20 protein-coding genes are annotated in these 20,988 nt (G+C 75.1%); 10 read left to right on the top strand and 10 right to left on the bottom strand.

Annotated features, from left to right (window positions below; translation table 11 throughout):
- Positions 1 to 109: 109 nt before the first annotated feature.
- A complete protein-coding gene (locus tag ACIQOW_RS17935) occupies positions 110 to 1,753 on the bottom strand; it encodes an amidohydrolase (RefSeq protein WP_401085682.1) in 1,644 nt (547 codons plus the stop codon).
- 205 nt (positions 1,754 to 1,958) lie between these two features.
- On the opposite strand from ACIQOW_RS17935, the gene ACIQOW_RS17930 reads away from it, so the two are divergent.
- From ACIQOW_RS17930 to ACIQOW_RS17910, 5 genes are all read left to right on the top strand, one after another.
- Positions 1,959 to 2,567: a TetR/AcrR family transcriptional regulator C-terminal domain-containing protein gene (locus ACIQOW_RS17930; RefSeq protein WP_401085679.1), complete on the top strand. Its 609-nt coding sequence runs from the start codon at positions 1,959 to 1,961 to the stop codon at positions 2,565 to 2,567.
- Positions 2,568 to 3,156: 589 nt separating this feature from the next.
- Positions 3,157 to 3,540 (top strand): hypothetical protein, encoded by a 384-nt coding sequence (locus ACIQOW_RS17925; protein WP_401085676.1) that lies wholly within the window; start codon positions 3,157 to 3,159, stop codon positions 3,538 to 3,540.
- Between the two features lie 4 nt (positions 3,541 to 3,544).
- Entirely contained in the window at positions 3,545 to 4,681 is a 1,137-nt protein-coding gene (locus ACIQOW_RS17920; RefSeq protein WP_401085674.1) for a hypothetical protein, read from the top strand.
- Between the two features lie 82 nt (positions 4,682 to 4,763).
- Positions 4,764 to 5,159 (top strand): roadblock/LC7 domain-containing protein, encoded by a 396-nt coding sequence (locus tag ACIQOW_RS17915; RefSeq protein ID WP_317620158.1) that lies wholly within the window; start codon positions 4,764 to 4,766, stop codon positions 5,157 to 5,159.
- Between the two features lie 141 nt (positions 5,160 to 5,300).
- Positions 5,301 to 5,675: a hypothetical protein gene (locus ACIQOW_RS17910; protein ID WP_188297664.1), complete on the top strand. Its 375-nt coding sequence runs from the start codon at positions 5,301 to 5,303 to the stop codon at positions 5,673 to 5,675.
- A gap of 48 nt (positions 5,676 to 5,723) precedes the next feature.
- Here ACIQOW_RS17910 and ACIQOW_RS17905 read toward each other — a convergent pair whose 3' ends face one another.
- The 6 genes from ACIQOW_RS17905 to ACIQOW_RS17880 all read right to left on the bottom strand — a co-directional run bounded on the left by ACIQOW_RS17905 (position 5,724) and on the right by ACIQOW_RS17880 (position 11,529).
- Entirely contained in the window at positions 5,724 to 6,875 is a 1,152-nt protein-coding gene (locus ACIQOW_RS17905) for an NUDIX hydrolase (protein ID WP_401085671.1), read from the bottom strand.
- Between the two features lie 149 nt (positions 6,876 to 7,024).
- On the bottom strand, positions 7,025 to 7,909 hold the full coding sequence (locus ACIQOW_RS17900) for an SGNH/GDSL hydrolase family protein (protein WP_401085668.1): 885 nt from the start codon (positions 7,907 to 7,909) through the stop codon (positions 7,025 to 7,027).
- A complete protein-coding gene (locus ACIQOW_RS17895; protein WP_401085665.1) occupies positions 7,884 to 9,203 on the bottom strand; it encodes a glycosyltransferase in 1,320 nt (439 codons plus the stop codon). Before ACIQOW_RS17895 ends, ACIQOW_RS17900 begins: the two co-directional genes overlap by 26 nt.
- Positions 9,200 to 10,417, bottom strand: coding sequence for a glycosyltransferase family 4 protein (locus ACIQOW_RS17890; protein WP_401085663.1), 1,218 nt, complete (start codon positions 10,415 to 10,417; stop codon positions 9,200 to 9,202). Before ACIQOW_RS17890 ends, ACIQOW_RS17895 begins: the two co-directional genes overlap by 4 nt.
- A gap of 109 nt (positions 10,418 to 10,526) precedes the next feature.
- Positions 10,527 to 10,715 (bottom strand): DUF1508 domain-containing protein, encoded by a 189-nt coding sequence (locus ACIQOW_RS17885; protein ID WP_188297669.1) that lies wholly within the window; start codon positions 10,713 to 10,715, stop codon positions 10,527 to 10,529.
- A gap of 139 nt (positions 10,716 to 10,854) precedes the next feature.
- Positions 10,855 to 11,529, bottom strand: coding sequence for a TetR family transcriptional regulator (locus ACIQOW_RS17880; protein ID WP_401085659.1), 675 nt, complete (start codon positions 11,527 to 11,529; stop codon positions 10,855 to 10,857).
- A gap of 122 nt (positions 11,530 to 11,651) precedes the next feature.
- On the opposite strand from ACIQOW_RS17880, the gene ACIQOW_RS17875 reads away from it, so the two are divergent.
- The gene (locus tag ACIQOW_RS17875; RefSeq protein WP_188297676.1) at positions 11,652 to 12,533 is read left to right on the top strand and encodes an SDR family NAD(P)-dependent oxidoreductase; all 882 of its coding nucleotides are present in this window, start codon (positions 11,652 to 11,654) and stop codon (positions 12,531 to 12,533) included.
- A 152-nt stretch (positions 12,534 to 12,685) separates the two neighbouring features.
- Here the strand turns inward: ACIQOW_RS17875 and ACIQOW_RS17870 are convergent, their stop codons facing one another.
- Together ACIQOW_RS17870 and ACIQOW_RS17865 are read right to left on the bottom strand one after the other, a co-directional pair.
- The gene (locus tag ACIQOW_RS17870; protein ID WP_401085656.1) at positions 12,686 to 13,333 is read right to left on the bottom strand and encodes an HNH endonuclease family protein; all 648 of its coding nucleotides are present in this window, start codon (positions 13,331 to 13,333) and stop codon (positions 12,686 to 12,688) included.
- 239 nt (positions 13,334 to 13,572) lie between these two features.
- Complete coding sequence (locus ACIQOW_RS17865; RefSeq protein WP_401085653.1) at positions 13,573 to 15,048, bottom strand: amino acid permease; 1,476 nt, start codon at positions 15,046 to 15,048, stop codon at positions 13,573 to 13,575.
- A gap of 412 nt (positions 15,049 to 15,460) precedes the next feature.
- Here ACIQOW_RS17865 and ACIQOW_RS17860 point away from each other — a divergent pair, with 412 nt between their 5' ends.
- Positions 15,461 to 15,676: a hypothetical protein gene (locus tag ACIQOW_RS17860; protein WP_188297673.1), complete on the top strand. Its 216-nt coding sequence runs from the start codon at positions 15,461 to 15,463 to the stop codon at positions 15,674 to 15,676.
- Positions 15,677 to 15,784: 108 nt separating this feature from the next.
- Here the strand turns inward: ACIQOW_RS17860 and ACIQOW_RS17855 are convergent, their stop codons facing one another.
- On the bottom strand, positions 15,785 to 16,726 hold the full coding sequence (locus ACIQOW_RS17855; protein WP_401085650.1) for a deoxyribonuclease IV: 942 nt from the start codon (positions 16,724 to 16,726) through the stop codon (positions 15,785 to 15,787).
- 212 nt (positions 16,727 to 16,938) lie between these two features.
- On the opposite strand from ACIQOW_RS17855, the gene ACIQOW_RS17850 reads away from it, so the two are divergent.
- The 3 genes from ACIQOW_RS17850 (at position 16,939) to ACIQOW_RS17840 (ending at position 20,949) form a co-directional block, all read left to right on the top strand.
- Positions 16,939 to 18,330, top strand: coding sequence for a cytochrome P450 (locus ACIQOW_RS17850; RefSeq protein ID WP_401085647.1), 1,392 nt, complete (start codon positions 16,939 to 16,941; stop codon positions 18,328 to 18,330).
- Positions 18,331 to 18,685: 355 nt separating this feature from the next.
- Positions 18,686 to 19,768, top strand: coding sequence for a nitrous oxide reductase family maturation protein NosD (locus tag ACIQOW_RS17845; protein ID WP_401085644.1), 1,083 nt, complete (start codon positions 18,686 to 18,688; stop codon positions 19,766 to 19,768).
- A gap of 146 nt (positions 19,769 to 19,914) precedes the next feature.
- Positions 19,915 to 20,949: a methyltransferase gene (locus ACIQOW_RS17840; RefSeq protein WP_401085641.1), complete on the top strand. Its 1,035-nt coding sequence runs from the start codon at positions 19,915 to 19,917 to the stop codon at positions 20,947 to 20,949.
- The last annotated feature ends 39 nt before the right edge of the window (positions 20,950 to 20,988 follow it).

The following is a 20,988-nucleotide window of genomic DNA, read 5'->3' as shown; positions in this document are numbered from 1 at the left end:
ACCGGGGGAACGGGGCAGGGCCGCCGTGGGGGACGGCCGGAACCCGTCGGGACATCGGTCGGGATGTCGGTGTCGGTCGGAGGGCCTGCCGGCGCGTACGCGCGCCGCCTCAGCGCGCCGATCCGTGGCTGCTGCCGGGCCCACCGTGGGTACGCCGCCCGCCGAGCCAGGTGCCGGCCACCTCGATCGAGGCCAGCTCACCGGCCGGCACCGCGTACGGATCGGTGGCCAGGTGCACCAGGTCGGCCCGCAGGCCCGGCCGCAGCACGCCCCACTCGGCCTCCTCGAAGGCCTGGTGGGCCACGCCCGCCGAGTACGCCGCCAGCGCCTCGGTGAGCCCGATCCGCTCCTCGGGCAGCCAGCCGCCGTCCGGCAGGCCGTCCGGGTTCTGCCGGGTGACGGCGGTGGCCAGCCCGGCCAGCGGCTCGTGGCGGGTGACCGGCCAGTCGCTGCCGAAGGAGACCCGGACGCCGTCGCGCAGCAGGGCGGCGATCTGGTACTGCCGGGCACCGCGCTCGGGGCCGATCCTGGGCAGCGTGAGTTCGGTCATCAGCGGGTCGGTCTGCGCCCACAGCGGCTCGAAGTTGGCGATCACGCCGAGTTCGGCGAAGCGCGGCAGGTCGTCCGGGTGGACCAGCTGGACGTGTGCGATCACCGGTCGGCGGGCCCGCACCCCGTTGCGGCGGGTGGCGGCCTCGACGGCGTCCAGGGCGATCCGCACGCCGCGGTCGCCGATCGCGTGGATGTGCGGCTGGAAGCCCAGCGCGTCGACCGCGGTGACCGCCTCCGCCAGCTCGGCGCCGGTCCAGTTGGCCTGGCCGTGGGAGTGCGGGCAGTCGCTGTAGGGCTCCAGCAGCGCGGCCGTACCGGACTCGATGACACCGTCGGCGAAGAACTTGACCGCCCGCGCGGTGAGCCGGCCGCGCCCGGCGGCCTCGACCCGGTCGCGGTCGGCGGCCAGGCGGGGGAGCTGTTCGCGCCAGCCCTCCGGTTCGAGCAGCAGGGCGAGTCCGGCCCGGACCGGCAGGTCCTCCTCGGCGACGGCCGCCAGCCAGGTGTCCACCTGGGCTGGCTCGACCCAGGCGTCCTGGAGCCAGGTGAGTCCGGCGGCGGCGAGCGCGGCGGTGCTCTCCCGCAGCGCGGCGACCTGCTCGGCCACCGGCGGCGCCGGGACGAGCGCGAGGACGGGGTTGAGCGCGCCGAACTCGCGCAGGGTGCCGAGCGGGCTGCCGTCCGGCCGGCGGACGATCTCGCCGCCCACCGGCTCGGGAGTGTCCGGCCCGTACCCGGCCCGGCGCAGCGCCTCGCTGTTGGCCCAGCCGGTGTGGTGATCCATGGTGCGCAGCAGCACCGGCCGGTCCGGGACGGCGGCGTCGAGCAGCCGGGCGTCGAACAGTCCGCCCTCGGCCAGCCAGGGGTCGACGGCGTCGCCGGTGATCCACTCGGCCTCGGGGTGGCGCTGTGCCCAGTCGCGGACGGCCTCCACGACCTGTTCCAGGCTGGTGCAGTCGCGGACCGGCACGCCGCGCAGGCCGATGCCGCCGATCAGCGGATGGACGTGGCCGTCGCCGAAGGAAGGCAGCAGGGCGCCGCCGTCGAGGTCGACGGTCGCGGTGCCTTCGTCGCGCAGGGCGAGGGCGGCGTCGCCGAGGGCGGCGATCCGTCCCGCGCTGACGGCGAGGGCGTGGGTGCGGGGGAGGGCGGGGTCTCCGGTGTGGATCCGGCCGCCGGTGAAGATCGTTTCGGCACGCATACGGGGGTGTGCGTCCTCTCCGGGGCAGGGCAGGACGACGGGTGGACGGCCTGCCTCAACCGAATGGGGTTCGGTTACCGTAGGCACGGCACCGGCGGGTGCGGAAGGGTTTTACTGAAAGCCGTTCAATAACGCTTGGATAACGACGATCTTGGTCTGTCGGGGGCCGACGGTGCTCGGCGACCCCGAAGGTGAGGAACCGGGCATGCCCAGGCCGCGCACACCCCTGCTGGACCGGCAGCGCATCGTGGACACCGCGCTGCGGCTGGTCGACGAGGCGGGGGACCTCACCATCCCCGCGCTGGCCGGCGCGCTCAAGGTCAGTCCCTCCGCGCTCTACCACCACGTCGCCGGCCGCGCCGAGATCGTCGCCCTGATGCGCGCCGAACTGGTGCGCACGATCGGCGAGCAGTCGATGTGGGAGCAGCCCTGGGACGCCGCGCTGCGCACCTGGGCGCACGCCTATCGGGACGCCTTCGCCGAACACCCCGGCATCGTCCGGCTGCTCGCCACCGCCCCGCTGGCCGAATCGTTCATGCACGAGCTGTACGAGCGGGCCGTCGCCACCCTGGAGGACGCGGGCTTCGCCGCGCGGGACGTGATGGGCCTGATCACCGCCCTGGAGAGCTTCGTTCTGGGGTCGGCGCTGGACCTGGTCGCCCCGGACGTCATGGTCGACGCCGTCGACCGTGCCGCGACCCCGCGGCTGGCCGGTGCCCTGGATGCCGTCCCGGTCGGGCGCGAGCGCGCCGACCGGGCCTTCGGGCTCGGTCTGACCGCCCTGATCGAGGGCTACCGGGCGCTGCTGGGCTGATCTGTCCCGGCCTGTCCGCCACCCGTTCCCTCCTCGGCCCGTCCCGCCTCCGGTGCCCCGGCCGCGATTTCTGACCGGCCGTGATGACCTGCTAGTGTTCTGCTCGTCGAGGGGAAGTGATCTTCCGGGAAACAACTCTCGAACAGGCGTCAGCGGTGCTACCAGAGCACGCCCTACTTTCAGTAGGGAGAGTCCGTGCGACCCGGGCCTGGCGCTCCACTCGAAGGGGCTCGTTCCGTCCAGCGGAACGGGCCCCTTCGTCGTGCTCGCGCCTCACAGGCGCGTCCTCTTATCGTACTTTTGGGCGCGAAACTCTTCCTGGCGGCTCGATGTCGGCCAAGGTCGCGTGCCAGGTGGTCCGCGAACACCGTTCCGGACGTTCCGGTCTGCCAGCGCCATTGTTGTCGGGGCCGAATTGATGAACCGTCAGTTCTTGGCTGAAACTGGCCGCCGATGATGTGAATATGCCATGGGAATGTTCGTCGTACGAGATCCGGCAGTAGCCTTCCGTGTCGGACGTGCCACTGCTGGTGGTGAACCGGTCGGGCAGTGCTGTGCCCGGCCGCCCAGACCCCGCGAAGGAGCCGGTGTGCCCGGTATCGACGAATGCCTCTCCGGAGCGATGGCGATCGCCGGGGCCCGCGCCGCGAGCCTGGTCGACTGGAGCAGCGGGCTCGCGCTCGGCAGCCTCGGGCACAGTCCGACGGGCGAGCACGAGACCTCAGCCGCCGAGGCAACGGACTTGGTGCGAGCGGCCGTTGAGAGCCAGACCTTCACCGTGGCGGAGGACCGGCGGGCCCCGCTGGAGGACATCATCGTCACCGCCGGCCGCAGTTACCACCTGATCCGCTTCATCGACACCGTCTTCGACAGCAGGCTCGTCCTGCACCTCTGGCTGGACCGGGCGGAAGGCAACCTCGCCGCCGCCCGCTTCCGCCTCCAAGCCCTCACCGAGGAGCTGGTGTTGGGGTGAACGCGTGATCGCCGCGACCGGTGCCGCGCAGTCGTCCGAGGCGGGGGCCGCCACGCCGAGGACCCCGGGCGAGTCGCTCGCCCTGCTCGCCAGGGGCCGCGCCACCGGCGCCCTGTACGGGCCGCTCGGCAGCCTCCACCTGGTCGACGGCCGGGTGACCGCGGCCGAGTCCGCCCGGGCTCCGGGACTGGCCGAGCTGCTCACCGGCTGCGGCCGGACCACCCCCGAGGAGTGGGCGGAACTGCTCCGGGTCCACGGCCCGCACGAGAGGGTCGGCGAGGCGCTGGTCGAACGGCGACTGCTCACCCGCGGAGAACTCGAACTCGGACATCTGGGAACGCTGTTCGACGCGGCGTTTTTCGTCCTCGCCGATCCGTCCGGCGGCCGCTGGAGGTTCGACGCCGACGCCCGGCACTGGCTCGGACCGGTCGCGGCGGTCGATCCGGCCCGGCTGCACCGCGAGGTCGAACGCCGCCGGCGGCTGCTCGACGGGATCTGGCCGTGGGGCCAGCTGGACAACGCTCCGGTCCGTCCGGTCGAGCACGGCCGCCGGCCGCCCCACCGTCCGTCCGGCCGACGGCGCCGCGAGCTGCTGGACCACGCCGACGGCCGGCGAACCCCGGCGGACCTCGCCCGGCTGCTCGGCCGCTCGGGCTTCGGCGTGACGGCGGACGTCCGGCGGCTGGCCGCCGCCGGACTGCTGGACGCCCTGCGCCCGCCCGAGGCCCCGGCTGCCGATGCCCCGGTAGCCGGGGCTCCCGCCCCCGAGGGGTCGGTTCCGGCCACCCGGGCCCCCGTGGCGCCCCCACCGGCCGCCGGCGGACGGGCACCCGGGGGGCTGCACCGCAGGGTGCCCGGCGCCGCGCTCCGGGACGCCGGACTCGCCGGCGCCGGCCTCAGGGGCGGCGGACCGGCCGACGCCCCGGCCGCAGCGGCCCCCGCCGCGGCTCGCGCCGCAGCGCCCACGGCGGCCCCCGCCGCGGCCCCGGCCTCGAACCCCACCGGAACCGGCAGCGGGACCGCCGCCCCCACGCACTCCGCACACCCGCCCACCACGGCAGCGGCCCACCCGCTCGCCGTCCCCGACCCGGACATCGCCCTGCTGACCCGGGTCCGAGACCTTCTGGAGGCCCGACTTTGACCCACTCCCCGCCCGCGACCCAGCCGTCCCGGCCATGAGGCGGGCACTCAAGCAGCGTGTCGGAAGGAGACAACTGATCGCCTTGGAGACCGAGTTGCTCGCCGAACTGCGCGCCGTCAAACACCGTGTCCCGCACCTCGCGGGCGGCCTCGTCGCCAGCGTGGACGGCCTGCTGGTCGCGCACGACACCCATGGCACCGAACCGTCCGGCCTGGCCGCGATGACGGCGGCCTCGCTCTCGCTGGCGCAACGGCTCGCCGACACCACAGGCCAGGGCGAGTTCCGCGAGTCGCTGGTGCGCGGCGAGAACGGCTACGTCGCCACCTACGCGGCCGGCGGCAGCTGCGTGCTGACCCTGCTGGCGCGCCCGGACGTCAACGTGGGCCGGCTGCACCTGGAGGCCCGCCGCAGCGCACAGCGCATCGCGGGGCTGCTCAGCGACGCCCTCGTGCCCAAGGACCCGCGCGACGCGGTCTGACCAGGCCGTCCACCGGCCCGCGGCAGGGCCGCGTCACCGCGGCTCCGCAGCGCCGGGCACCGGGCACCCGAACCAGCCACCACCTCACCACCTCACCACATCACCACATCACCACCTCACCACCGAACGGGAGTTACCCAGATGACCGACGCAGCCGGCGCGCTCAAGCAGGCCATGACCAGCATCGAGGGCGCCATCGGCGCGGCCCTGGTGGACTACAACAGCGGCATGGCGCTGGCCACCCTCGACGGCCCCGGCGGCCTGGACCTCAACGTCGCCGCCGCCGGGAACACCGACGTGGTGCGCGCCAAGATGCGCACCATGGACATGCTCGGCCTCCAGGACGGGATCGAGGACATCCTGATCACCCTGACCAGCCAGTACCACCTGATCCGCCCGCTCACCGGCCGCACCGGCAAGGGCCTGTTCCTCTACCTCGCACTGGACAAGTCGCGCGCCAACCTCGCGATGGCCCGCCACCAGCTCGGCCGGATCGAGGCCGACCTGGAGGTCTGACGCGCCGCCGGGACGGGCAGGGCGCCGCACCCGGCGTCCGTCCCGCCGTCACTCCCGTGGCAGGTCCGGTCCCACGGCCCGCCCGCGCACCAGCTCGACCGGCCCGCCCGGCCCTTCCCGGGCGGCCAGCGCGGCGGCCGTACGGTCCCAGGACGGGCCGGTCAGCAGCGTCCGCGCCTCGTCCGGAGCGCAGAGCCGCCACTCCACCAGCTCCTCCTCCGGCAGCACGATCGAGCCGAGTATCGGCTCCGTCACCGTGCCCCCGTCGAACACGTACACCAGGACGGCGGTGTCCCGGCCGGTCGCCGGGTCGGCCTCGGGGTCGGCCGCCGCGCCCGGCTGCCAGTCCAACGCCAGCAGCGGCCCCGGTTCGGCCTCCCAGCCCAGCTCTTCGCGGATCTCCCGCCGGGCCGCCGCCCGGGGCATCTCCCGGTCCGCCTCGACCCCGCCGCCCGGCAGCGTCCAGTACGGCGTCCGTCCGCGCGGCCCGTCCCACGGCCGCAGCCGGACCAGCAGCACCCGGCCGGCGGCGTCGGTGAACAGCGCCCGCGCCTTGGCCCGGATCCGCGGCCGGGTGGCGAAGTAGGTCTCCCGGTCCATCGGCGGCTCGGGTGGCTCCTCGGTCGACGGGGACAGCCCCGGCGCCGCCGGCAGTCCGACGTACTCGGGCACCGGCCCGTCGGCGGGCAGCCACCCGAGCGTGTGCCCGACCGGCCGGCTGTCCTCCAGCTCCACCGGCCCGGCGTCGCGGGCCGCCCGCAGACAGGCCGTCACCCGGCGCGACAGCCGGGGCGGCAGCGCGTGCCCGGCCTCCTCCGCGGTCAGCCAGGTCCAGCCGCCGACCTCCGCCCGGTCCGGCCGGAACGCCGCGGTCTGCTCCGCCGTCAGCGGCTCGGCCCAGTACATGTACGCGACGATCGGCCGGTCGCCCTCGCGCAGCAGCGCCCAGTCCACACCGGCCAGCGGCCCCAGCCGGGGCGTGAACCCCAGCTCCTCGCGGATCTCCCGCAGCGCCGTCTCCCGGGGTGACCGGTCCTCCGGCTCCCAGTTACCGCCCGGGATCGCCACCGGATGCTTCCGGTCGTACGGCAGCCGCACCACCAGCACCCGCCCCGCCCCGTCCGGGAACAGCACCCCTGCCGCCGCCAGGACCCCCCGGCCGACCGCGCCCGCGTTCTCCACCCCGGCTCCCTCCGCCATGTTCTCCCCGGACACGACAATCCGGGCCACCCCGATGGTTCCCACCGGGGGGCGGCCTCCACCGCCACGATCGGGGGACCCGTGGGCCCGGCTACCCCAGTGGGGTCATCTCGGATGACTGGAACGGATCCGGAGGTCCGCCACCCGCCTCACCCCAGCGCCGCCAGTGCCTGCGCCGCCGCTCGCGCCATCTGCTCGTCGTGCCGCCCGCTCCCGCCGCGCAGGCGGGCGAGGGCCTCGGCGGCGGCGAGCGCGAGCAGGCCCGGCAACAGGTCGGTGCTGCGGGCGGCGAGCCAGCGGGTGCCCTGGGTGGCCATCCACCAGAGGTCGGCGGCCAGACGCGGCGGGGGTTCCGCCGGGACGGGGGCCGGCGGCGGGCCGAGCGGGTGGCCGGCCTCGGTGAGCAGGTCGTGGAACCGCCGGGCGATCAGGTGGTGGCCCTCGGCGCTGGGATGCAGGCGGTCCACGCTCAGCAGCCGGCGCTCCGTCAGCCAGGGCAGCTCGGCGAGGTGCAGGTGCACCGCCCGGTGGCGTGCGGTGAGGGTGTGCACCACGGTGTTGACCGCCCGCATCCGGCGCGCCAGCGGACGGGCGAGCGGCGCCGGGAGCCGGAGCAGGCTGCCCGGGTCGGGCAGGCAGGCGGTGAGCAACCTGGCTCCGTGGCCGGACAGTTCACCCATCGTGGCGTCCAGCTCCAGGGTGGTGCGCCGGATGTCGAAGCCCGTGCGCAGGGTGTCGTTGCCGCCGACCACCACCGCGGCCAGCTGGGGCCGCAGCGCCAGCGCCGCGCCGAGCTGACGATTCGTCAGTTCGGTGGTGAGTGCCCCGCTGTACGCCAGGTTGGTGAACTCGACGTCCCGCCCCTCGGGCGCCAGCGAGTGGGCGAGGACGGCGGCCCAGCCGCGCCGGACCTCGCCGACCTGGTCCCCGACCCCCTCCGTGAGCGAGTCCCCGAGCGCGACGAAGCGCAGCAGCTCGCCCGCCGTGGGGCGCTCCTCCGCCGCCCGGTCACGCCCGGCGTCCAGTGTGCTCATCCCGACCCCCCGCCGCGGCCTCGTCGTTGTGCCCGTCCACTGCCTCGTCCCCGCGTACGCCCGATGCCTCGTCCCCGCGTACGCGCACCACCGCGTCCCCGCGTACGCGCACCGCCTCGTCGCCGTGCACGGCGTGCACGCCGTGCGCCGCCAGGAACGCCGCCACCGCCGCCGGCCAGCCGTACCGTTCGGCCCGCGACCGGGCGGCGGCCCGCCGCAGCTCCTCCGGCCGTGCCAGCAACTGCCCCACCGCGGATGCGAATCCGTCGCCCGTGTCGCCGGCCGCCACGCCGGCGAGCCCGACCAGTGCGGGCAGCGCGGAGGAGCGGCTGACCACCACCGGAGTCCCGCAGGCCAGCGCCTCCATCGCGGCCAGCCCGAAGGTCTCCACGGGACCGGGCGCGAGCACCACGTCCGCGCACCCCAGCAGCCGGGCCAGTTCCGGGCGCCCGCCCAGGTGCCCGAGGAAGCGCACCGGCAGCCGCAGCCGTGCGGCCCGGTCCGCCAGCCGTTCCCGCAGCGGGCCGGTCCCGGCCACCACCAGCACGGCGGGCCGCCGCCCGGCCCGCAGCGCCGCCAGCGCCTCGATCGCCCGCTCGGGCCGCTTCTCCGCCGAGAGCCGTGAGCAGAGCACCAGCAGGGTCTCCTCCGGGGTGGCGTAGCGGGCCCGCTCGGCCGCCCGTTCGGCGGCGGGCAGCGGCCGCATGGTGTCCAGGTCGACCCCGAGCGGGGCCCGGACCAGGTTCGGGACGCCGATCCGGCGGAACTCCGCCGCGGCCCAGTCGGTGGTGCAGAGCACCGCGTCGTAGGCGCGGGCGGTGGCCGCGTTGAGCCGGTCGGCCGCCGCACCCGCCAGCGGACCGGGCACGCCCCAGGTGCGCAGCACCCCGGCGGCGCTCTCGTGCGAGACCATCACCGAGCGCACCCCGTGCCGCCGGGCCCAGGCGCCCGTCCAGCGCAGTGTGGTGCGGTCGGACACCTCCAGCCGGTCCGGGGAGAACCTGGTCAGCTCGCCGGCCACGGCCCGGCGGTCGGTGAGCAGCCGGTAGCCGCCGCCGGCCGGCAGCACCGGGCCGGGCAGGGTGACCACCACGCCCTGCTCGGTCTCCTCCTCGGAGCGCCGCTCACCGGGGACGATCAGCACCGGCCGGTGCCCGGCCGCCCGGTACCCGGCGCCCAGGTGGCGCAGCGCGGTGCGCAGGCCGCCGGAGACCGGGGTGACGAAGTTGGCGAGCCGGACGATCGTCAGCGCCCCGCCGTCGTGAGCGGGGGTGACACCGGGAACGGAGGTCATGCCGGCAGCTCTTCCGGCAGGGCGGGCGCCACCGGCTCGACCGTCGCCGGGGGAGCGGACGGCAACGGCAGCCCGCGGTGCTCCGCCAGCACCTCGGCGTAGTGCCGCAGCAGCAGGTCCCCGACCGCCTCCCAGGTGCGCGCGGTCACCTCGGCCCGTCCGGCCCGCCCGTACGCGGCCCGCCTGGCCGGGTCGGCGGCCAGTTCGGCCACCGCCCTGGCCACCGCCGCACCGTCCCGGGGCGGCACCAGCAGGCCGGTGCGGTGGTGCGCGACCAAGTCCAGCGGCCCGCCCGCCGCGGGGCCGATCACCGGCACGCCGCTGGCCATCGCCTCCTGGATGGTCTGGCAGAAGGTCTCCAGCGGGCCGGTGTGCACGAAGAGGTCCAGGGCCGCGAAACAGCGGGCCAGCTCGTCACCGGTGCGCCGGCCGAGGAACACCGCGCCCGGCATCGAGGCCTTCAGCCCGGGTGCCGAAGGGCCGTCCCCGACGACGACCACCCGCACCCCCGGCAGCGCCGAGGCCGCCGCCAGCAGATCGACCCGCTTCTCCGGGGCCAGCCGGCCGACGTACCCGACCAGCACCTCCCCGCCCGGCGCGAGCGCCCGATGCAGCGCCTCGTCCCGGTGCCGGGGGTGGAACCGCACCGAGTCCACCCCGCGCGGCCACAGCTGCACCCGCGGCACCCCGTGCGCGGCGAGGTCCTGGGCGGCCGGGGTGGAGGGCGCCAGGGTACGGGCGGCGGCGCGGTGCACGGCCCGGATCCGCCGCCAGGCGGCGGCCTCCCCGAGTCCCCGTCCGGCCCGGTAGGCGTGCGCGTACCCGGCCAGGTCGGTCTGGTAGACGGCCACGGCGGGCACCCCGAGCCGTGCGGCGACCTGCATCCCGCGCGCGCCGAGCACGAACGGGCTGGCCAGGTGCACGAGGTCCGGCCGGTGCCCGGCGATCGCGGCCGCCAGCTGCCGGCTGGGCAGCGCGATCCGCACCTGCGGGTACCCCGGCAGCGGCACCGACGGAATGCGCACCACGGGAATCTCTCCCGCCGCGGCGCCGCCGAAGGTCTCCGGCGGGCACTCGGTGCCCCGCGCCGGCGCGGGGGTGACGACAAGGGGCCGGTGGCCCCGGCGGACCAGGTGCTCGGCCGTCCGCAGCACGCTGTGGGCGACTCCGTTGACCTCGGGCGGGAAGGATTCGGTGACGATGACGACGCGCATGCCAGTGTTCTGTCCGGGTCCGGCATGCGTCCGGCCAAAGGGATCTGTCATAGAGGCGAACGCGGGTCGGCGATTTGAACCGCCGACCCGCGTCCGGGAACCCTCGGTGTCACAGCGACCCTGCGGTCTCCTTGAGCTCCGCGTACGGTGCGAGTTTGCGGATGGACTCGATGCTCTTCAGGCAGTCGTCCTTGCTCTCCTGCGGGTCGCCGGTCACCACGACCGTCCCGTTGCTCGCCTTGAGCCGGAACCGGTGCATGCCGCCCTCGTCCACGTACAGCTCGAATCTTCCAGCCATGCCAGAAACAGCCTTCCGCTCGGATGACCCCCTGGCCGCACCGTAGGGTCGGATCCCCTGTGCGGCCCGTCGGACGGGCCGTCCGGGTGCACCGGAACGCACGCGCCGGAACGCACGCGCCGGGCGCGGCCGGAGCCGGTCAGGGCCGCGGTTCGCACCGGCCCGCGACCAGCCCGGTGACGGTGGCGGTGAGGACGCGGGCGAGCCGGGGTTCGACCTCGACGACGGCGTGGGCGAGCCGCGGGTCGCCGCGGTAGAGCGCGGCGACCTCGGCGCCCGGGTTCGCGATCTGCCACAGGGCGCCGGCCAGCGAGACGGCGGTGGCGACCAGGTCGACGACGTCCTGCTCGTCGAGGGCGGGCAGCTGCTCGCGGACGGCCGCGGCGATCGGCTCGCGGGCGGCGAGTGTGGCGAGCTTGAACTCGCGTACGGCGTCGAGCGAGACGTTGCGTTCGAGGTTGAGCGGTGCGTGGGCGAGCAGGTCGCAGAACATCCCGCGGGCCGCGAGGGTGGCGGCGAACGCCCGGGCCACGGCGGCCGGGCCCGGCTCCGCGGTCTCCCGCAGCCGCGCGGTCAGCGCCTGGGACCACTCCGCCCAGCCCTCGGCGGTCAGGCGCAGGAAGATCTCCTCGCGGGTCTCGAAGTACCGCAGCAGCGCCGACTTGTGCATCCCCACCGCGGCGGCGATGTCGGTCAGGGTGACGTCCCTGATGCCGCGCTCGTGGCCGAGTGACCGGGCCGCCGTCAGGATCGCGGCCTCGCGGAGGCGCTTGGCCTCGGGCGAGCGTGCGCGCTGGAACTCAGGTGCATCCACCCGCCCATGGTAGGGCAACGGTGTTGCCCTATTAGTGCAACGGCGTTGTGATATTAGTGCAACGGTGTTTTACTAACGACATGGAGCAGAACATGGAGCGGAACACGGACATGGAGCACGGCATGGAGGCGGGCGGGGAGCAGGTCTGGTTCGTCACCGGCAGTTCGCGAGGCTTCGGGCGCACCCTCGTCCGAGCCGCGCTGGAGGCCGGCGACCGAGTGGCGGCGACCGCCCGTCGCCCCGAGCAACTGGCCGACCTGGTCGAGGAGTTCGGCGACCGGATCCGCCCGATCGCGCTGGACGTCACCGACCCGGCGGCCGCCCGCGCGGCCATCGCCGAGGCGCGGGCCGCCTTCGGCCGGATCGACGTGCTGGTGAACAACGCCGGCTACGCCAACGTCTCGCCGATCGAGACCACCGAGGACGCCGACTTCCGGGCTCAGTTCGAGACCAACTTCTGGGGCGTCTACCACGTCACCAAGGCCGCGATCCCGCTGCTGCGCGAGCAACGGGGTGGGCTGGTGGTGCAGTTCTCCTCGATGGGCGGCCGGGTCGGCGGTTCCCCCGGCATCGCGTCGTACCAGGCGGCGAAGTTCGCCATCGACGGGTTCAGCCGCGTGCTGCGCGCCGAGACCGCGCCGTTCGGAGTGCGGGTGCTGGTCGTCGAACCCAGCGGCTTCCGCACCGATTGGGCGGGCTCCTCGATGGTCGTCCACGACGTCCCGGAGGCCTACGACGAGACGGTCGGCGCCGTGAACCGGCGGCTGCGGCAGGGTGGGGACGGTGCGGCGGGCGACCCGGTCCGGGCCGCCGGCATCCTGGTCGGGATGGCCAGGCGGCGCGACATCCCGCACCACCTGCCGCTCGGGGTCAACGCCGCCGAGGGCTCGATCGCGATGGACCGGCGGCTCCTGGCGGAGGACACCAGGTGGCGCGAGGTGGCGCGCTCGGCCGACTTCGCCGAGGCCTACCCGGTCGCCTTCCCGCCGGACTCGACCGACTGACCGGTGCGGTGCGCACGGCCCGGTGCGGGCACTGCACGGCATGGCCCGGCGCGGCAAGGCCCGGTGCGGTACGGCAAGGCCCAGAGCGGTACGACCAGGCCCGGTACTGCGGCCCGGCGCGGGGTGAGCGCCGGGCCGCAGGGGCGGTGGGCTCAGCAGCCGTTGAGGATGCCGCCGAGCGCGCTCTTCTCGGCGCTGTCCACGCTCAGGCCGTAGTGCTGCTTCACCTGCACCCAGGCCCGGGCGTAGGTGCAGCGGTAGGAGGCCTGGGGGAGCCACTCGGCCGGGTCGCGGTCGCCCTTGGAGCGGTTGCTGCTCGCGGAGACCAGCAGCAGCTGGGGGCGGGTGACGTCGTTGGCGAAGGCCTGGCGCTGGGCGGTGGTCCAGGACCAGGCGCCCGAGGCCCAGGCCTCGGAGAGCGGCACCAGGTGGTCCACGTCGAAGGAGGAGGCGTTGGTGGTGGTGACGCCGTCGTACGCCGAGGACCAGCTGCCGCTGGTGGCCTTGCAGGAGGTGTCGGTGGCGACGTTGCTGCCGTCCCGCTTGACGATCCACTCGCGGGTGTCGCAGGTGCCGCTGATGGTGATCCAGGCCGGGAACAGGGTCCGGTCGTAGGTGTCCCCGTGGGTCTCCGCGGTGGCGGGCATCGCGGCGAGGTAGCTCCGCGCGGTGGCCGCGGAGATCGGGGTCGGCAGGGCGGCCTGGGCGGGGGCGCCGGCCGCGACGACGGTCGCGGTGGCGAGGGCGGCGGCGGCCGGTATGCAGGACAGGAATCGGCGCAGGGGCGTGGTGGGGGCCATGGCGGACGCTCCATCATCAGATCGGATGAACTGCTGAGTTGCGTGCGTCAGTGTGTCGAGCCCGTCACCTACGCGGGTAGACCCGGGAGGTGAAATCCTCGTGCACATCGGACGTGCACCGGACAAGTCCGGCGCACGTCACGGGGCTTCACGGTTTTTGCCTGGTTTCACGGGGGTTCGGCGGAGTCGGGCGGGGTTTCGCCGGTCCCGTGCCGGAGTGCCCGGCTGTCGCCGGGGGTTCAGTCGCGGCGGCGGCCCGCCATCCAGACGTAGACCAGGATGCCCGCGAACAGGAACAGGACGCCCTGGTAGACGGCGGCGTAGCCGGCCCCCGCGAGCAGCCAGAGCGAGAAGCCGAAGGCGCCCAGGCCGAGGACGGCGTCGCGCACCAGCCGCCCGCGGTCGACCTTCTCGCCGGCCCCGCGCACCAGCCAGTACAGCTGGGCGGCGGTGGAGAGCAGGTAGGGGACGGTGGCCGTGAACGTGGTGACCAGCACCAGCATGTCGAAGGCGCCCTTCGCGCCGCTGGCGAAGTTGAGCACGGTCAGCGCCGAGGCCAGCGAGACGCCGACCAGCACGCCGAAGACCGGCACCCCGCGCCGCTCCTTGCCGAAGGCCGCCGGGAACAGGCCGTCCTTGGCGGCCGCGTACGGGGCCTGGGCGGAGAGCAGGGTCCAGCCGTTGAGGGCGCCGGTCATCGAGACCAGCGCGGCGACGGCGATCACCGTGCCGCCCCAGGTGCCGCCGAACATGGCGTCCACGGCGTCCGAGAACGGTGCGGTGGAGTGCACCAGCCGGTCGTGCGCGACGGTGCCGAACACCGCGACCGTACCGAGCAGGTAGACCACCGCCGCACCGGTGGTGCCGAGCACGCTGGCCCGGCCGACGTTGCGCTCCGGGTCGCGGACCTGGCCGGCGCTCATCGCGGCCGACTCCACGCCCAGGTAGCTGAACAGGAGGATCGCGGCGGCGGCGGACATTCCGCCCGCCCAGCCCTGGCCGGTGCCGTCGAAGGGCCCGAGGTTCTTCGGGTCGAAGAAGAACAGACCGCCCACCGAGACCAGCAGCAGCGGCACGAACTTCAGCACGGTCGAGACGAGTTGGACCGCCCCGACGTACCGGCTGCCGGCCAGGTTGGCCAGCGCCGGCAGCCACTGGAAGGCCAGCGCGGCGGCGATCTCCAGCGGGACGGAGCCGTGCATCGGCAGCAGCACGTTCAGGTACCCGACGGCGGCCACGGCGAGCGCGGCGTTGCTGACCCAGGTGGTGATCCAGTACGACCAGGCGGACAGGAAGCCGGCGAAGTCCCCGAAGGCCTCGCGGGCGTAGACGTACGGTCCGCCGGTGCGCGGGCTGCGGCGGGCCAGCTGCCCGAAGACCAGGGCCAGCGCGATCGCGCCCACGGTGAGCACCACGAAGGCGAGCAGGCTGACCGTCCCGAACGGCGCCACCGCGGCCGGGATCATGAAGATGCCGCCGCCGATGATGTTGCCCATCACCAGGGCGGTGGCGGTCGCCGGCCCGAAACGGCGGCCGCTCCGCTCCGGCGTCGGACCGGCCGGTGCGGAGCTGGCCTGCGCGGAGCCGGTCTGTGCGAGGCCGGCCGGTGCGGGACCGGTCTGCGCGGGACCGGCAGGTGGGGAGCCGGCCGGCCCCGGGGTCTCCGGGCCGCTCGGGCGGGTCGCCTGCCGGGGTGCGGCGGGACTGGTCTGCATGAGGGTGGTGCGCCTTTCGTGGTGCTGCTCGCGCTCGGTGGAGTGCCATGGAGCGACCGTTCATGCTCGGACCGGGCCGTCCCGTGCACCAAATCGACGGGATTTGTTCAGTTCGCCCGCTCTGTCACCGCAAGACCTGCGGTCGCCGGGCGGCCGGACGGGCACTCGTCCGGCGCCCCCCGTCCGGCCGTTCGACCTGATTCACGGGTGTACGCCCGGATTCGTCCGGCCGGGGGAGTTGCCTCACCCGAATGCCTCAGCCCGGTTGCGGCGCGTGCCCGAAGCCGCGCGTTCGTGTGCAAACGTGGGCGCGGCGCCTCCCCGGTGGGGCGCCGCCCAGCCCCGTCGGGCGGCCGGACCGGCTGGTCGGGGGCGCGGGTTGAGGACCAGAGACGAACCAAAAGGACATCAGATGTCGCTTCGTGGGAAGATCCGCAAGCTCGCCGTGATCGTCGCCGTGGCCGGTGCCGTGGTGGCGGTCCCGACCTCGGCCATGGCGGGGGGCTCCACTCCGTCGCAGTCGGAGGGGCAGAGCCTGCAGTCCGGCTCCGCGGGCGTCGGCCTGTTCGGCCCGCACGCCGACTGGTTCAACTACGCCGAGCACGGCGAGAGCGACTGCGGCTGCTGACCCTCCGTACCCCGAGCCCGGAGGCCGTCCGTCGGCCCCCGGGCTCCCGGCTGTCCGGCGGTGGGTGCTCGCCCGCCGAGGTGCCGGCGGGCGCCGCCGCCCGCGGCCTCAGACCCGGACGGCGGCCCGCTCCCGCAGCTCCTTCAGCACCGTGATGTCCATCGCGTGCCCGGTGCCGTCCCCGCCGTGCTTGCGGTCCGGGGTCTCCACCAGCAGCGGCACCCCGGCCGTCTCCGGGTGCTCGAACAGCTCGCGGAACGGCTCGGCGCCGATCATCCCGGCACCGATGTTGGCGTGCCGGTCCTTGCGGGCGCCGACCACGTCCTCGGAGTCGTTGGCGTGGATCAGCCGCAGTCGGCCGGGACCGGCCGCGGCGGCCAGGGCGTCCAGCGCGGCCGTCACCCCACCGGGCTCCGCCAGGTCGTGCCCGGCGGCGAAGGCGTGGCAGGTGTCCAGGCAGACTCCCACCTTCGGGTGATGGCCCAGTGCCTCCACGTACTCGGCCAGCTCCTCCAGCCGCGAGCAGAGCGAGCTGCCCTGGCCCGCGGTCGGCTCCAGCAGCAGCCACGGCGCGTCGTCGTCCAGCGCGTCCAGCTCGTCCAGCAGCGGCCGGACGTCCGCCCGGACCTGCGCCATCGCCTCGGCCCGCCGCGAGCCGCCACCGGGGGCCGTGCCGACCGCCGAGCCGGTGTGCAGGACGACGCCGAGCGCGCCGATGGCGTGGCCGCGGTGCAGCGAGTGCCGCAGCGAGTCGGCCGAGCGCTCGCGGGTGGCCGGGTTGTCCGAGCCGAAGTTGATCAGGTACGGGGCGTGCACCCAGGCCGGGATGCCCTGGTCGGCGCAGGTGGTGCGGAACTCCTCGTCCTGGGCCGGGTTGCCCGGGGGAGTGGCCCAGCCGCGCGGGTTGGCCACGAACACCTGCACCGTCTCCGCGCCGACCCGGCGCGCGTACGCCAGACCCGTGCCGGCCAGCCCGCGGGCGGCCACCGGCACATGGGCGCCGATCGGGTTGCGGAGGTCGGCGACGGGCGGTACGGGCGCGGTGGTCATGGCTCCGAGCATGTCACGCGTCCGGCCCGAGTCCTCGCGCGGGCCGGAGAGGGGGCCGGAGAGGGGGGCCCGGAGGCGCGGCTCCCGGGGGCCCGGGGAAACGACCCACTGTGCTCGATCGAGTGAATCGGGCCCGGAAGCCGGTGAGCCCGCCACCCGAATCCGTCACGATCCGTGACCAGATGGACTCCGCTCCCCTCAAGGAGGCAGCCGTGACCACCGCCGAGCCGATCGAGACCGTCGACCTGCGTGCCGAACACCTGATCCGCGACCCCTTCGCCGCCTTCGCCGACCTGCGCGAGCGCGCCCCGCTCGCCCGCGCCACCATCCCCGGCGTGGACCCGTTCTGGATCGCCGTCCGCTACCAGGACGTCCGCACCGTGCTCTCCGACCCGCGCTTCGTCAACGACGTGAACGCCGTCGGCGGCCCCGCCACCGCCACCGGCCCCGCCGAGGACACCGTCACCGCCACCACCGTCAGCCCCGCCCAGGACACCGCCGGCACGACGGAGGAGACCGCCGCGCCCGTCCCCGCGCACCGCACCGAGCAGGTCTGGCGCGCCCGCGGCATGCCGCCCGAGTGCGCCCAGTACCTGCGGGCCGGCGTCTTCGGCGCGGACGGCGCCCGGCACCGCCGGATGCGCGGCCTGGTCCACCCCGCCTTCACGGCCGGCGCGGTGGAGCGCCTGCGGCCCCGGATCGAGCGGCTCGCCGAGGAGTACGCCAGGGCGCTGCCCGAGCACGCCGGCCCGGACGGTGTGGTCGACCTGGTCGCGCACTTCGCCTACCCGCTGCCCGTCACCGTGATCTGCGAACTGCTCGGCATCCCCGAGGCCGACCGCCCGCAGTGGCGCACCTGGAGCTCCTACCTCGGCCGCGGCGCCGGGCCCGGCCTGGACGGGGCGCTGCGCGCGATGGTGGCCGCCGCCCGCGAGCTGATCGGACTCCGCCGCGCCGAACCGGCCGAGGACCTGCTCTCCCGGCTGGCCGCCGCGGAGGGCGACTCCCTCGCCCCGGTGGAGACCGTCTCGCTGATCCTCAACCTGATCGTGGCCGGCCACGAGACCACCGCCACCCTGATCGGCAACGGCACGGCCGCGCTGCTGGCCCACCCCGACCAGCTGGCGACGGTCCGCACCGATCCGGGTCTGCTGCCCGCCGCCGTCGACGAGCTGATGCGCTGGTGCGGCCCGACCATCGGCGGGGTGCCGCGCTACGCCACCGAGGACCTCACCCTGGCCGGCACCCTGATCCGCAGGGGCGAGGCGGTGATGCCGATCCTGGCCGGGGCCAACCACGACCCGCGGGCCTACGCCGAGCCGGAGCGCCTGGACGTCTGCCGGGCGGGCACGCCGGACCGGCCGGGGCACCACGAGGCGCACCTCGGCTTCGGCCACGGCACCCACCGCTGCCTCGGCGCGGCGCTGGCGCACCAGCAGGCGGTGGTCGCCTTCGGCGTGCTGCTGCGGACGTACCCGCGGCTGGCCCTCGCGGTCGGCCCGGAGGCCGTGGAGCGCGGCCCGAACCCGGCGGCCTGGCACCTCGCCGCGCTGCCCGTCCGCCTCGGGCCGCAGTCCGCGGCACAGGCGCCGGCCGCGGCCTGAGCCGGACCGCCGAGCCGCACCCGGCGCGCCCGACCGCACCCGCGGTCGGGCGCGCCGTCACATCCGCCCCCGCCACCCACCGCGGCCCGCGCCACGCCCGGCCACCGGTCGGACGCCACGCCCGAGCGCCCCTCCCCGCGCCACGCCGGACCGTCCCACGCCCGGTCGACGCCCCGTCAGTCCCGCAGCCCAGCCCTGGTGGCGGGCCCACCCGGCCGACCGTACCGTCGACACGGCCGCACCCACCGGCCGTCACCGCCCGCGCACAGCGCGTCAGCCCACACCGCCGGACCGTGCGGGAGACCCCGACACCAGCACGAACACCGCGCGCGCCGAAAGAGACAGGTCACCACACATGCCCACGCGACGGGTCCACCACCTCGCCGCGGCCACCGCCGCCGCCACCGCCCTGACCACCGTCCTCACCGCGCTGGTCGCCGCCCCCGCGGCCCACGCCGACCTCGGCGGCCAGCTGCGCTTCGTCCAGCCCGGCCAGTCGATCCAGCAGGTCGTCGACGCCGCCGGGCCCGGCGACACCGTCCAGCTGTTCGTCGGCACCTACCGGGGCAGCGTCCGCATCACCACCCCGGGCCTCACCCTGCGCGGCGCCGGCGCCGACAGCGTGATCGCCCCGGGGGACGGCACCGAGAACGCCTGTGCCACCGCAGGGCACGGCATCTGCGTGGCCGGCACCGAGGAGCAGCCGCTGCCGGGCGTCACGATCGAGAGCCTCGCCGTCACCGGTTTCCGGAAGAACGGCATCGACGCCAGTGGCTCCACCGGCCTGACCGTCAGCCGCACCTACGTCCACGACAACGCCCAGCAGGGCATCAGCCAGGAGATGTCCACCCGGGCCGTCATCCGCGGCAACCGCTCGGCCGACAACGGCCAGTCCGGCGTCTTCCTCGCCAACTACGCCTACCGCGAGGGCGGCGCGCCCGACGCCGGCGGCACCCTGGTCGAGGGCAACGAGCTGACCGGCAACCGGGTCGGCGTCACCGTCCGCCGGCTGCGCGGGCTGGCCGTCCAGGACAACGGGATCAGCGGCAACTGCGCCGGGGTCTTCGTGGTCGGCGACGAGGGTACGCCGCGCGCCGGGGACCTCGACGTACGGCGCAACACCGTCCTCGGCAACAACAGGTTCTGCCCGGCCAACCCGCGTCTGGGCGCCATCCAGGGCGCCGGCATCGTGCTCACCGGCACCGAGGACGCCCGGGTGACCGGCAACGAGGTGCGCGACAACACGGGCAGCTCCGACTTCTCCGGCGGCATCGTCCTCTTCAGGAGCGTCGTCGGCGTCTCGAACGCCCGCGCCGTGGTCACCGACAACCACCTGAGCGGCAACGGCCCGGCGGACCTCGCCGACCGCGACGCCGGCGCCGACAACACCTTCGCCCGCAACACCTGCGAGCGCTCCGAACCGGCCGGCCGCTGCTGAACCCCGGCCCTCCCGCGCCGCTCGCCGCCCCGCGCCGCTCGCCGCCCCGCGCTGCCCGCGCCCCGCGCCGCCCGCGGTCCCCGCGTCGTCGGCCGCCCCCGCGCCGCCCGCCGCCCAGGAACCCCCAGGACCCGAGGAGCCCAGCCATGACCACCGCACCCGCCCACACCACTCCCCAGGCCGCGATGCGCCTGCGCGAGCTCGTCTTCGGCGCCGCCTGCGCCGCCGCCGTCCGCGCGGCCGCCCGGCTCGGTGCCGCCGACGCGCTCGGCGACACCCCGGCCACCGTCACCGAACTCGCCGCCACGCTCGACACCGAGCCCCGCCAACTGCGCCGCCTGCTGCGCGCGCTCGCCTGCTACGGGATCTTCGCGGAGACCGGCGAGGACCGCTTCGAGCACACCGAGATGTCCCGCCTGCTGCGCGAGGACGCCCCCAACTCGCTGCGCTACATCTCCCTTTGGTGCACCGAGCCGTGGACCTGGGAGGCCTGGCCGCGGCTGGACGAGGCGGTCCGCTCCGGCCGCAACGTCTTCCCCGAGCTGTTCGGCAAGGAGTTCTTCGACTACCTGCACAGCGACGCGGGCGACTCGGCGAAGGTCTTCGACAAGGCGATGACCACCTCCAGCCGGCAGTCCGCCGTGGACTTCGCCGAGTACCTGGACCTCACCGGCATCGACTCGGTGGCGGACATCGGCGGCGGCCAGGGCCACGTCCTGGCCAGCCTGCTGGAGAAGCACCCGGCGCTGCACGGCACCCTGCTCGACCTGCCCAAGGTGGTGGCCGGCGCCGATCCCAGGCTCCGGGACGGCGGCGCCTTCTCCGCCCGGGCCCGTCTGGTGCCGGGCGACTGCCGGGTGGAGATCCCGGTCCGCGCCGACCTCTACATCATCAAGAACATCCTGGAGTGGGACGACGACAGCACCCGCCGCACCCTCGCCAACGTGGTGAAGGCGGCCGGCTCCGGCGCCCGCGTCGTGGTGGTGGAGAACCTGGTCGACAACAGCCCGTCGATGCGCTTCACCACCGCCATGGACCTGATGCTGATGCTCAACGTGGGCGGTGCCAAGCACTCCGAGGAGAGCATGGCCGGGCTGATGGCGGAGGCCGGGCTGACGGTCACCGCGGTCCGCCCGGTCAACCCGTACCTGCACGCCTTCGAGGCCATCGTGAGCGGCTGAGCCGCCGCCGTACGCACGGACGGCCGCCGGCCCCGACGT

The organism is Kitasatospora sp. NPDC091335 (assembly GCF_044757205.1).
Classification (GTDB): Bacteria; Actinomycetota; Actinomycetes; order Streptomycetales; family Streptomycetaceae; genus Kitasatospora.
Note: the sequence above shows the minus strand (reverse complement) of the source record. Positions and strands in the feature narration are given on the sequence as shown.